Source organism: Streptomyces sp. H39-C1, from assembly GCF_027158125.1.
GTDB lineage: Bacteria > Actinomycetota > Actinomycetes > Streptomycetales > Streptomycetaceae > Actinacidiphila > Actinacidiphila fildesensis.
This window is the reverse complement of the sequence record NZ_JAPVLS010000154.1, coordinates 1-12,049: the sequence shown is the minus strand read 5'-3', so window position 1 is coordinate 12,049 and position 12,049 is coordinate 1. Positions and strand designations below refer to the sequence as shown.

Sequence of the window (12,049 nt, the reverse complement as noted above, 5' to 3'; positions counted from 1 at the left end):
AGTCCTATGTGCGGCTGCCGTTCACGGTCGGCGGCGCCACCGCCAAGGAGGCCGTCTCCCGGCTGGCCGCCGCCGCCCACATCGTCCGCTCCGGCGGCGGCTCCGACGCCGAGGGCGCCGGCCTCTTCGTGGCCTGACCGCGCGGAGCGTCAGCGCTCCAGGTCGGCCGTCCGGCGGATCAGCGGCTGCGGCAGCGATTCCCGGTCGGGCTCCCGCTCCGGTTCGTGCTCCGGTTCGTGTTCCAGGGCGTCGGCGGGGACGTCGGCCTGGGGGAGCAGGGCGAGGACGGCCTCCCGGTCGGCCTCGCCGGTCTCCTCGTCGTACGGGTCGGGGGTGGCCGGGACCTGCAGCCGCAGCACCGGGCCGGTGCCGAGCCGGGTGTAGCCGCGGCCGGCCGGGACCTCGGCCGCCGAGGTGGTGCACTGCGGGGCGCCGAGGACGGCCCGCGCGTGCTCGGGGTCGAGCGCGCCGAGCAGGACGCGGGCGCGGGTGTGGGTGACGACGGCCGGGGTCAGTACCTCGGCGGCGTCGATCTGGTCGGCGACGGCCACCGCCACGTTGGCGGTGCGCCCGTGCCGCAGCGGGACGTCCAGCAGCAGCTGCGGGTCGGGGCGGCCCTCGGCGTGGGCGAGCTGGGTGAGCGCGGTGGGCCGGTCGACGAGGATCCACAGCGGGCGGCGGGTGTCCTCCGGCGCCGGATGCCCTGCCTGGCGGGCCCGGTTGACGGCGATCAGCCGTCGTTCGGTCTCGTGCGCCGCCCATTCGAGAGTGGCGCAGGTCCCGGCCAGGCCGCTCTCGACGGCCAGCACGCCGGGACGTCCGACGAGGCAGGCGTATTCACCGCTGCCGCTGCCGTCGATGACCACGACATCGCCGTGGCACAGCGCCTGCAGGGCGATCGACCGCAGCAGGCTGGTCGTGCCGGTGCCCGGCCGGCCCAGCGCCAGCAGATGCGGCTCGGTGGCGCGCGGCCCGGTCCGCCAGACGACGGCCGGGGCGTCGCGGACCTCGTCCCCGTCGGCGACCGGGACGGTGCGCTGGACGGCTTCGGAGTCGGTGAAGCCGAGGACGGTCTCGCCGGGCGCGGTGACGAAGCGCTGGGCGGTGATGCCGGTGGACAGCGGCCCCAGCGCGGTGAGGGTGAGGTGGTTCTCCTCCTCGTTCCAGTCGAAGCGGTACTCCCGGCCGCGCCCCGCCTTGGCGTGCAGCAGCTGCTCGACGCGGGACCGCGCCGTGGCCTCGCCGTCGGTGAAGTACGCCGGGTAGCGCAGATGCAGCCGGGCCAGCCGGCCCTCCTCGAAGGTGTACTCGGTGAAGGCGCTGTCCCAGCTGCCGTCGCGCGCGTACAGCGGTGCCGGGTCGTCGGGGTCGGACAGATACGGCACCAGCGCCTCGTACAGCGCCTGGAGCTTCCCGGACTCGGCCTCGCTGGGTCCGGTCGGCGCCGGGGCGGTGCGGTCGCGGCCCATCCAGCCGGCGCAGGCCAGCAGCGCGCCCAGTGCCAGCAGCGGGCCGTACGGCATCAGTGCGACGACGACGATCGCGGCGGCGCCGAGCAGCAGCGCGGGGCCGCGCCGGTCCTTGGGGGTGCGGGCCCACCAGCTGCGCGCCCAGCCGGCCTGCATGCGCATGCCCCGGGTGATGGTGATCAGCGGATGGAGCACGTCGGTGGCACTGTCGGCGGCGGTCCGCGCGAGTTCGCGGCTGCGCGCGAGCGACGGCCTGCTGCTCACGATGGTCGCGAACGACGGCCTGCTGCTCAGGATGCTGGGGAGGGGGCGCCTGGCCACGGATGCTCCAGTGGGTGGGTTCGCGGGAGGGTGGCGGGTCGTGGGTGACGAGGTGGGGCCCGGAGCGCCGGCATGCGGCCCCGGGCCCTGGGGCTGCCGTCGTAGACGGCCCCGCTAGATCCTGATCCCGCCCAGCAGGCTCGCAAGGCTGGCTCCGCCGGCCTTGATGCTCGGGGCGATGCCGGTGCCCGCGAGGTAGAAGCCGAAGAGGGCGCAGACGAGAAGGTGGGAGACCTTCAGTCCGTCCTTGCGGAAGAACAGGAACGCGATGACGCCGAGCAGAACGACGCCTGAGATAGACAGGATCATTGGGCTTTCTCCTGGGTGATGGGGACGGTCACCATGAGTTCTTCCAGGCTCACAAAAAGTAATGGGTACTGGAAAGTGGTAAATGGGTGATTTGTAGGAAATTTCCCCCGGATGGTCGTTCCGGAAGCCCGCCGGAGCGATCTCGGCGCGATCATTGCCGGGCCCGCCGCGGGTCATGTCCGCCGTCACGCCGATGGCGCAGCCATGTCGCCCGGACGGCCGAGTGGCCCCGCCGATCCAGGGCCAGGACGTGGCACCGCGTATGCGACGATGCCGCCCATGCGGCTGACTCCGATCACCTGGCCCCGGCTGGCCGGGACCCTCGCCGACCGGGTGGCCGGCCTCACTCCGACGGCCGCCAGGCCGTGGCTGCGGGTGGCCGTCGACGGCGCCCCGGCCGCCGGGCCCGCCGCCCTGGCGGACGCGCTCGCCGGTGAGCTGCCCGCCCGCGGTCACCGCGTCCTGCGGGTGCGCGCCGCGGACTTCTGGCGGCCGGCCTCGCTGCGCTTCGAGTACGGCCGCGAGGACGCCGACGCGTACTACGACCTGTGGCTGGACACCGGCGCGCTGCGCCGCGAGGTCCTCGACCCGCTGGCGCCCGGCGGCAGCGGCCGGGTGCTGCCCTCGCTGTGGGACGCGGCCACCGACCGCGCGACCCGGGCCGGCTACGTCGAACTGCCGCCCGGCGGCGTCCTGCTGCTGGACGGTCAACTCCTGCTCGGCCAGGGGCTCGGCCTGGACCTGACGGTCCATCTGCGGCTCTCCCCGGCGGCCCTGGCCCGGCGCACCCCGGACGAGGACCGCTGGACGCTGCCCGCCTTCGGCCGGTACGCCGACGAGGTCCGTCCGGCGGAGGCCGCGGACGTCCTGGTGCACGCCGACGATCCCCGGCACCCGGCGTGGAGCGGACATCCCTTGCCGCCGGACCGCGCGGACGACTAGCGTCGCCACCCACCATGACCTTCGCGATCGCGCCGATGAGCGCCGAGCACATACCCGAGGCCGCCGCGCTGTACGACCGCTGGTCCGGACACTCCCGCAAGGGCCGGCCGCCGGGTGCCCCGACCGGCGAGGAACTGCTCGGGAAACTGCTCGCGGAACCGGACACCGAGGCCTACTTCGCCCGGGACAGCGGCGGCAGGCCCGCCGGCTATCTCGCCGCCTCCCCGCTCGACCTCGCCGAGGACACCCCCGCCGCGCTCCGCAGCCACCCGCGCTCCGCGGTGGTCCGGCACGGCGGGCACGCACCCGCGCCGGGGCAGCGCGACAACGCCGCGCTGCTCGCCCTGTACACCGAGGCCGCCGCCCGGCTCGTCGCCCAGCGCCGGCTGGTCCACTACGTCGAACTGCCGGCGTCCGGGACCGCCGCGATGGACTGGTGCCGACTGGGCTTCGGGTTCGAGGAGATGTACGGGCTGATGGCCGTCAAGCCCCGCGGCCGGCAGCCGCGCGGGGTGGACGGGCTGAGCATCCGCCGGGCCGGCCCGGGTGATCTGCCGCAGATCGGCCGGATGGCCGCGGAGTCGGCCCGCTACCAGCGGCAGTCGGCGATGTTCCTGCCGCAGTCCGACGCCGCCCTGGCCGCGATGCGCACCCGGTACACCGACACGCTCTCCGATCCCCGCTGCGCGGCCTGGATCGCCGGCCGCGGCGGTGAGGAGATCGGCATGGTGCTGCTCGCCCCGTCCCCAGCCGGTCCGGTCACCCCGGACGGCTGTGTGGAGCTGGCCGAGGCGTACGTCGAGCCGTCCGCGCGGGGCGAGGGCGTCAGCCGGATCCTGCTGGCCACCGCGGCGGCCTGGGCGTACGACCACGAGTACCGGCACATCGGCGCCCGCTGGCACTCCGCCTCGCCGCTGGCGGCGGGGCACTGGCCCGCGGTGGGCTTCCGGGTCGCGGCCTACCGCCTCAGCCGTGTCCTCGACCCGCGGATCCGCCCGGGGCACGCCGCCGGGCAGTTCGCCGGACGGGCCCAGGGGCAGGACCGGGCACCGCTCGGCACGTGACCGCGCTCACACCGGGCCCGCCGAGTGAGCGGGCTCACGCGTGTGATACGCAGAGCTGCCGCCTTCTCCACGGTGCGTTCCCGGCATACGCCTTTTATTACGCCTTCCATGTGTCGCTTCACTGAAAGTGAAGAAATCGCACACGTACAGACCGGGCCGAACGACTCAGGGTCACCGAAATGCACGGGCGGCTCCGCACGTGATATGCGGCTCATGCCCGGATGTTGCCCCGCCCTCGGGAGTTCGCTTAGCTTCGCTCTCCTGCGGGTCAAATGCTCGCAGGATCCCACCGGGTGGAACGCCTAGTCCTGCCGCTGCCCGGTGCTTTGAACACCAAACTTCTACGGCAGGAGCGGGGGACCCAGGTAAGTGCCGTTCCCGAAGGTCAGGAACGGCTTGGGGTTAAGTCGCAATGCGCCGCGCGTCCATGGCGCATGCCGCGACCGGGCAGCTCCAGCCCGAACCCGACAGCTCACCTCGCCGGCGTAGGAGAGGAACTCCCCCATGCCCGCAAAGGGAAAGCACCGTATTGGCCGCATGAGCCGGCTCACCAAGATCTGCGTCGCGGCCGGCACCGGTGGCGCCGCTCTCGCCCTGCCGCTGGCGATGTCGTCGAACGCCTTCGCCGCTGACACGCACGTGACCGCCGCGAACGTCGCCGCCACCGCCCCGACACACGCCGCGCAGCCGGCCGCCAAGGCCGCCAAGGCCGCGCCGGCGAAGACCGCCCACAAGTACAAGGTCGTCGGCGGGGACAGCCTGTCGAAGATCGCCGACGTGCACCACGTCAGCGGCGGCTGGCAGAAGCTGTACGCCGACAACAAGCAGACCGTCGGCGGCAACCCGGACCTGATCTTCCCGGGCCAGACCCTGGCCCTGGGTTCCAAGGCCGTGCCGTCGAACTCCGCTCCGTCCGCCGACCCGGCGCCGAAGTCGTCCGCGAAGTCCTCCTCGGAGACGAAGAAGGCCCCGGCGAAGAAGGCCCCGGCCAAGAGCGACTCGACCGCGAAGTCCTCGTCCTCCTCCGACAAGGCCCCCGCCGCCGCGAGCTCTTCCTCCGGCTACACCCTCCCGGTCTCGGGCGCCAACATCGGCACCCCGTACCACCAGTCCGGTTCCAGCTGGTCCAGCGGTTACCACACCGGTGTCGACTTCGTCGTGTCGACCGGCACCACCGTGAAGTCGATCGCCGCGGGCACCGTCATCTCCGCGGGCGACGGCGGCGCGTACGGCAACCAGGTCGTCATCCAGCACAGCGACGGCAAGTACTCGCAGTACGCGCACCTGTCCTCGCTGTCCGTCTCGGCCGGCGAGACCGTCACCGAGGGCCAGCAGATCGGTCTGTCCGGCGCGACCGGCAACGTGACCGGCCCGCACCTGCACTTCGAGATCCGCACCGGTCCCGACTACGGCTCGGACATCGACCCGGTCGCGTACCTGAACGAGCACGGCGTGACCGTCTGACCCGTCCCGCGACGCCGCGCGTGAACTCGCGCGCCTCGTGAGACGCGCAGTGCCCGCCTGTCCTGGAACTGACCCAGGACAGGCGGGCACTTCCGCGTTCCGCCGCGCTCCGGTACCGGTGCGCGGTCAGCCGGCAGGGTGGTTGTAGCCGAACACCCGCGCCCCGGTCTCGGAACGCGGCTGGTGGCTGGAGCCCTGTTCGAGCACGACGTAGGTACCGGGGCCGTGCCGCAGGTCGCCCTCGATCACCTCGCCCTCGGCCACGTAGTAGCCCTCGCCGACCGTCTCGTGCACATCGACGCCGGGCCACCGGGCGCCGGGTTCGAAGTCCACCACCCAGAAGCTGAGCGGGGCCGGGCCGGGCAGCTCGCGCAGCAGGATGCCGGGGCCGATCTCGGTGGTGGGCACATCGTCGACGTGGAGGGTCAGGACACTTCCCGGGGTTCTCGGAGCCTGATCAGGTGCGTTCATCCGGTCAGCATCTCCCGGCCGGCCCGTTCTCCGGGGGCGATCACTCGAAAAGGGCGGAGAGTTCGCCGCGGGAGGCGATACCGAGCTTCGGGTACGCCTTGTACAGGTGGTAGCCGACGGTGCGCGGGCTGAGGAACAGCCGGGCCGCGATGTCCCGGTTGGACATCCCCTGCCCGGCGAGCCGGGCGATCTGCAGCTCCTGCGGCGTGAGCCCGGCGAGTACGCCCGGCTCCCGGCTCTGCGGGGCGACCGTGCCGGTCGCCCCGAGTTCGCTGCGCGCCCGGTCCGCCCACGGCCGGGTACCCAGCCGCTCGAACACGTCGAGCGCGGCCCGCAGTTGGCCGCTCGCCTCGCTCTTGCGACGGGCCCGGCGCAGCCATTCGCCGTACAGCAGCGCGGTACGGGCGTGCTCCAGCGGGCGGCGGTGCTCGTCGTGCAGCTTCAGCGCCGCCGTGAAGTGCGCCTCGGCCTCGGAGTCCGCGGCGAGCAGCGCCCGGCAGCGCAGCACCAGTGCGTCGGACCAGGGCTGCCGGGAGCGGGCCGCCCAGTGTTCGAAACGGGCGAACGGCCCGGCGGCGCGCGGGCCGAGACCCAGCCGGACGGCCGCCTCGACGAGGTCGGGGGTGCTGCGGGTGGCGCAGAAGTGGTGCCGCAGCGGTTCATGGGTGAGCCGCTCCAGGCCGTCGAGTGCCGACTGCGCCCGGCCCAGGCCCAGATCGAGCATGCCCTGCGCCCAGTACGACCAGGGCGCGCCGGGCGGCATCGCGGCGCCGGCGACGACGGCGAGCGCGTCGTCCGTGTACGTCCGGCAGCGCTCCTCGTCACCCTCGACGGCCGCCAGATAGCCCAGCACGCTGCTGAACTGGCTGGTCCACTGCTGCTGTCCGGTGTCCCCGGCGATCCGCAGCGCCTCTTCGGCGGTGGCCAGCGCGTCACGGTGCCGGCCCGCGAACACCTCCGCCTCTGCCATGAAGAAGAGCACCGTCGGCAGCCGGCCGATACCGCCCCGGTCGCGGCTCTCGGCGGCGAGCGCGGAGGCCAGTTCATGGGCCTCGTCGTCCTGCCCGACGGCCAGCCCGGCGCCGCACAGCAGCATCAGGTCGCGCGGATCACGGGATCCGGCGGCGCGGGCCGCGGTGACGGCGGCGGTCAGGTCCGGCGGCCCGCCGGCGGCCGGCGGGCCGAGGGCGGCGGTGATGAAACGGGCCACCGGTGTCACGGGATCCGTCGCGGGCAGCACCAGCGCGTCCAGCCGCGCCACCGTGTCCGCGACGTCCTGTTCACCGAGGTACCAGGCGGTGTGGGCGGCCTGCATGAGCATCCGCGCGGCGCGCTGGGGATCGGCGGCGGCCGCGTGATCGGCGCCGTCGATCAGCAGCCGGTGCGCGGTGGGGAAGGAGCCGCTCAGGAAGTCCGACAGGGCCCGGACATGGTGCAGCCGGGCCGTCAGCCCGGGATCGTCGGTCCGGCGCGCGGCCTGTCCGGCGAAGTCGCGGGCCCGGTCGAGCTCACCTGCCTCGGAGGCCGCCTCGGCCGCCAGGGCGAGCCGCCGGGTCGTCGCCGCGGGGTCGGTGCTGAGGCGGGCGGCCCGTTCGAAGGCGAGGGCGGCCGCCCCGTAGCCGCTGCGGTCCCTGGCCCGTCCCGCGGTGTCCTCCAGCGCGGTGGCCGCCGTCTCGTCGGGGCCGGTCGCGGCGGACGCCAGATGCCAGGCCCTGCGGTCCGCGTCCTGCGGGGCGTCCAGGATCGCCGCCAGTGCCTGATGCGCGGTCAGCCGGTCGGCCAGCGGCGCACGTTGGTAGACCGCTGCCCGGACCAGCGGATGGCGGAAGCGCAGCCGGTCGTCGTCCAGCCGGATCAGACCGCCCTCCTGCGCGGGCGGCAGGTCCGCCGCGCCGGCGCCCAGCGCCCCGGCCGCCCGCAGGACGGCCCGCAGATCACCGGTGTGGTCGGCGGCCGCGACGAGCAGCAGCAGCTGGGTGGCGGGCGGCAGATGGCTGACCCGGCCGTGGAACGCCATGTGCAGCCGGCTGGTGAGCGGTAGCGCGCCCGGCCGGAACCGGCCGTCGGGGCGCTCCGCCTGGAACGCGACCGGCAGTTCCAGCAGCGCCAGCGGGTTGCCCTGGGCCTCGCTGAGGACGCGGTGCCGGACGGTGGGGGACAGCCCGTCGCCGTGCAGCGCGAGCAGGGCGCCCGCCGACGCCGGCGGCAGTCCGCGCAGCCGCAGTTCGGGAAGGCCGGGGGCGGGGAAACTGCCCTCGCCGTCACGCGCCGCGAGGACCAGGACGATCCCCTCGGCGTGCAGCCGCCGGGCGGCGAACATCAGCGCGTCGGCGGACACCCGGTCCAGCCACTGCGCGTCGTCCACGACGCACAGCAGCGGTCCGTCGCCCGAGTGCGCGGACAGCAGGGACAGCACGGCGAGCCCGACGAACATCGGGTCAGGGGCCGCCCCGACGGTCATCCCGAACGCCGCCTCCAGCGCGAGCCGCTGGGGTTCGGGAAGCACGCCGAGCGAACCCATCGCGGGACGCAGCAGCAACTGGAGCCCGGCGAAGGGCAGTTCCGCCTCGAACTCGGTGCCGGAACCACGGACGACCGTCATCCCGCCGGCCGCGTCGACCGTGTCGTCGAGCAGCGCCGTCTTCCCGATGCCCGCCTCGCCGCGCAGCACCAGCACCCCGCTGCGGCCCGCCCGGGCAGCGGCCAGCAGCTCCCCGATCGCCGCCTGCTCCTCGGTACGCCCGTGCAACATGCCCTGAACGCTATCCAACGGTCCGACCGCCGCCGATGCCGGGAGAGCCTTCCAGGCCTCGCCGGATCGCGGTCTCCACCGGGCAGTAGGCGCCGTTGGACCGTTCCAGCTCGTAGTGGACCGCAGGGAACAGCGGGGGCTGGGCCATGAACCGGGGGCGGCTGCCGTGGTGCGGCTGGGCCGCGTGCACCAGGAAGGGATGGCACAGATAGACGTCCCCGGGGCTGCCGGTGGCCAGCGCGACCGGCCGGTGCGCGCTCACCTCGTCGATGCGGGGAGCAATCTCCAGGATCGACGCCCCCTCCTCGCCGAACGGCCGCAGGACCGGCGGAACGTCCAGGTGCGAGCCGACCCGGATCCGGGTCGGCGCGTCCTCGGGGCCGGTCTCGGTGAAGAGGAACAGCATCAGCAGCGCCCGGCCCTCGGAACGGAGGTTGGCGAACGGCCACTTCTCGCCCTCGCGGTAGTAGCTGCCCTCGATGTGCCAGCCGGCGTCGTCGGGCTCCTGCGGGTGCGGGAAGCGGAGCGGGAAGGAGCCCAGCGAGGGCCGCGGCACCCAGCGGCCGGGGCCGACCAGATGGTCGAACGCGTCGTGCAGAACCGGGGTGTTGGCGGCCTCGACGAAGGGGGCGTCCGACATGTCGGAGACCCAGTGCACCGGTTCCGTCCACGAGGCCGGGTCGTCCGGATCGGTGCCGGTCTTCGCCCAGAGCAGCTCCGCGCAGGCCCGCGCGGTCTCCTCGGAGAAGGCCCGTTCGATCCTGATGAAGCCGTTGTCGAGGAACTGTTCGATCGTCGTAGGGTCCACCCGACCATCCTCACCGTTACCGGGCGGCGGGAGCCAACGGGTTTCCGGCCGGAGTGATGAGCTTCTGGAGCGCGGGGGCACACCGCTCGACGAGGGCCGGGACGGTCATCGCGCGGACCGCCTCGCCGCGCGCGATCCCGTAGACGGCGCCGAGGCCCAGCAGCATGCCCACGGTGAGTTCGGCCCGCAGCTGGGCTTCGGGACCGCTCAGCCGCCGGGCGAGGCCGGCGATGACCTGCTCGCGGAAATTGGCGCGCAGGATGTCGCCCTGGCCCTCCGCGGAGTGGAGCGGTGCGAAGACGATCCTCAGGATGGGGTCGATGCCGCGCTCGTTCTGGCTGGTGAGGACCTGGGTGACCATGTGCCGGCCCAGCTCGTCCAGCGGGGCGTCCAGGAGTGCTTCCGCGTCCGACTCGAAGGAGATGATGCGGGCGAAGAGCTTCTCCTTGTTGCCGAAGTACTTCACGATCAGCGGCGCGCTCACCCCGGCCCGCTCCGCGATGGCCTTGAGGGTGATGTCGCCGTAGGCGCGCCGGCCCAGCATGGTGCGGGCGGCGCGCAGGATCGCGGCCTTGGTGGCGTCGGCGTCACGGCGCGGGGTGTCGGGGGCGGCTGTCGTCATGGGACTCATGCTCCCTCCAGCGCGGGGTCCGCGGTGGCCTCGGAGCGCTGCGCGGGCCGTGTCGGAGTGCCGCGCCGGCCGCCGGGGATCGACACGGCCGCGAGGAAGGCGAGGATCGCGACGCCGCCGGCCACGGTGAAGGCGATCAGGTAGCCGCGCAGCGTCGGGATCTCCAGGCCGCCGATCGGCGCCGTGTGGTGGATCAGGATCGCCGCGACCGCGGCGCTGCAGGTGGCCTGGCCGACGGTGCGCATGAGGACGTTGACGCCGTTGGCGGACGCGGTCTGGCCGGCCGGGACGGCGCGCAGGATCAGCGTCGGAAGGGCGGAGTAGGCCAGCGTGGTCCCCGACGCGACGACGGAGGCGCCGACGATGATCGCCCACAGCTGCCGGCTGTCCGCGATGCGCAGCACATAGCCGAGGGTCAGCAGCACGGCTCCGGCGGCGAGGGTGAACTTCGGGCCGCGGGCCGCCGATATCCGGGCCGAGACCGGGGACAGCAGCAGCATGATGATGCCGCTGGGCAGCAGGCACAGCCCGCTCGCCACGATGGACAGCCCCAGCCCGTAGCCGGTCTCCTTGGGCGCCTGCACCAGTTGGGCGGTCACCAGCGAGTTGGAGTAGAAGGCGAAGCCCGCGAGGAGCGCGGCGATGTGCGGCAGCGCGACGCGCGGGCTGGCGGCCAGCCGCAGGTCCACCAGCGGGCTGGTGGCGCGCAGTTGCTGCCACCGCCACCCGGCGAGGATGACGACGGAGGCCACGGCCAGGCTCAGCACGGCCGGGCTGGTCCAGCCCCACTGGCCGCCCTGGGAGACCGCCAGCAGCAGGCAGACGAGTCCGGCCGCCAGTCCGGCGGCGCCGGTGAAGTCGAAACGGCCGGGGGAGCGGATCGGCGACTCGCGCACGACCCACCAGGCCAGCCCGAGGCCGAGCGCGCCCAGGGCGGTGGTGGCCCAGAACATGACGTGCCAGTCGGCGTACTGCACGATCAGGGCGGCCAGCGGCAGTCCGAAGGCGGCACCGATGCCGACGGTCGAACTCATCATCGCCACGGCGGAGCCGGTCCGGTGCGGGGGCAGCTCGTCGCGCAGGATGCTGATGGACAGCGGTACGACGGCGGCGGCGGCGCCCTGCAGGGCGCGGGCGGCGATCAGCAGCCGGATGTCGGAGGTCACGGAGCACAGCAGGGAACCGAAGGTCATCAGCCCGAGCGCGATCAGCAGCACGCGGCGCTTGCCGTACATGTCGCCGGCCCGGCCCAGTACGGGGGTGAGAACGGCTCCGGCCAGCAGGGTCGCGGTGACCATCCAGGAGACGCCGGCGGGCGAGGCGCCGGTGAGGCGCGGCAGATCGGGGAGGAGCGGCACCACGACGGTCTGCATGATCGCCATGAGGATTCCGCCGAATGCCAGGACGGGGACCATGAGCCGTTTCCGGAAGTCCACGGGGCGCGCTCCATGAGACGTGAGGGAGGTGAATGGACGTTCACCAGATGAGGTGAATTATTATTCACTGCCAAACGTCTTCCGGTCGAGTACGGCCGGAGGGAGCCGGTCGGGGTTACGCCCGGACGGTCGGCTCAGGTGTTCAGGTGTTCAGGCGCCGGGGACCGTGCGCTGGATCTGCTGGAGGAACGTGGCGTTGTCCGGGGACTGCCGCATCCGGTCGAGCAGTATTTCGAGGGTCTGCTGGGTGTCCCTGGTACTACAGGGGCGGTTCGTGCCTGCTGATCGGGTGAGTCGTTGGTCAGGGCGTGGAGACGCAGCGGGACGTTGAGGTCTGGGCGGCGTGGTTCGAGGACTTCTTTGCTCGGATCGCGGGTCTGTT

Annotated in this window: 10 protein-coding genes and 1 riboswitch; of the genes, 3 read left to right on the top strand and 7 right to left on the bottom strand. The window is 73.4% G+C overall.

Annotated features, from left to right (window positions below):
- Positions 1 to 149 precede the first annotated feature (149 nt).
- Entirely contained in the window at positions 150 to 1,790 is a 1,641-nt protein-coding gene (locus tag O3W51_RS45595; protein WP_381586514.1) for a hypothetical protein, read from the bottom strand.
- Between the two features lie 114 nt (positions 1,791 to 1,904).
- Positions 1,905 to 2,099 (bottom strand): hypothetical protein, encoded by a 195-nt coding sequence (locus O3W51_RS45590; protein ID WP_138353055.1) that lies wholly within the window; start codon positions 2,097 to 2,099, stop codon positions 1,905 to 1,907.
- 279 nt (positions 2,100 to 2,378) lie between these two features.
- Between O3W51_RS45590 and O3W51_RS45585 the strand changes: the two genes are divergently transcribed.
- The 3 genes from O3W51_RS45585 (at position 2,379) to O3W51_RS45575 (ending at position 5,569) form a co-directional block, all read left to right on the top strand.
- On the top strand, positions 2,379 to 3,041 hold the full coding sequence (locus tag O3W51_RS45585; protein ID WP_138353056.1) for a uridine kinase: 663 nt from the start codon (positions 2,379 to 2,381) through the stop codon (positions 3,039 to 3,041).
- Between the two features lie 14 nt (positions 3,042 to 3,055).
- Positions 3,056 to 4,105 (top strand): GNAT family N-acetyltransferase, encoded by a 1,050-nt coding sequence (locus O3W51_RS45580; protein ID WP_138353057.1) that lies wholly within the window; start codon positions 3,056 to 3,058, stop codon positions 4,103 to 4,105.
- 321 nt (positions 4,106 to 4,426) lie between these two features.
- Positions 4,427 to 4,604: riboswitch (cyclic di-AMP (ydaO/yuaA leader) on the top strand.
- Positions 4,605 to 4,609: 5 nt separating this feature from the next.
- Complete coding sequence (locus O3W51_RS45575) at positions 4,610 to 5,569, top strand: M23 family metallopeptidase (RefSeq protein WP_138353058.1); 960 nt, start codon at positions 4,610 to 4,612, stop codon at positions 5,567 to 5,569.
- A gap of 126 nt (positions 5,570 to 5,695) precedes the next feature.
- Here the strand turns inward: O3W51_RS45575 and O3W51_RS45570 are convergent, their stop codons facing one another.
- From O3W51_RS45570 to O3W51_RS45550, 5 genes are read right to left on the bottom strand one after another with little or no spacing between them, the layout of a single operon-like run.
- Entirely contained in the window at positions 5,696 to 6,040 is a 345-nt protein-coding gene (locus tag O3W51_RS45570) for a cupin domain-containing protein (protein ID WP_138353059.1), read from the bottom strand.
- A 40-nt stretch (positions 6,041 to 6,080) separates the two neighbouring features.
- Positions 6,081 to 8,792 (bottom strand): helix-turn-helix transcriptional regulator, encoded by a 2,712-nt coding sequence (locus tag O3W51_RS45565; protein WP_198357464.1) that lies wholly within the window; start codon positions 8,790 to 8,792, stop codon positions 6,081 to 6,083.
- A 10-nt stretch (positions 8,793 to 8,802) separates the two neighbouring features.
- Entirely contained in the window at positions 8,803 to 9,600 is a 798-nt protein-coding gene (locus O3W51_RS45560; protein WP_138353061.1) for a phytanoyl-CoA dioxygenase family protein, read from the bottom strand.
- A gap of 16 nt (positions 9,601 to 9,616) precedes the next feature.
- Positions 9,617 to 10,231: a TetR/AcrR family transcriptional regulator gene (locus tag O3W51_RS45555; protein WP_381586518.1), complete on the bottom strand. Its 615-nt coding sequence runs from the start codon at positions 10,229 to 10,231 to the stop codon at positions 9,617 to 9,619.
- Complete coding sequence (locus tag O3W51_RS45550) at positions 10,228 to 11,646, bottom strand: MFS transporter (protein WP_269289822.1); 1,419 nt, start codon at positions 11,644 to 11,646, stop codon at positions 10,228 to 10,230. The genes O3W51_RS45555 and O3W51_RS45550 overlap by 4 nt, the downstream gene beginning before the upstream one ends.
- Positions 11,647 to 12,049: the final 403 nt, after the last annotated feature.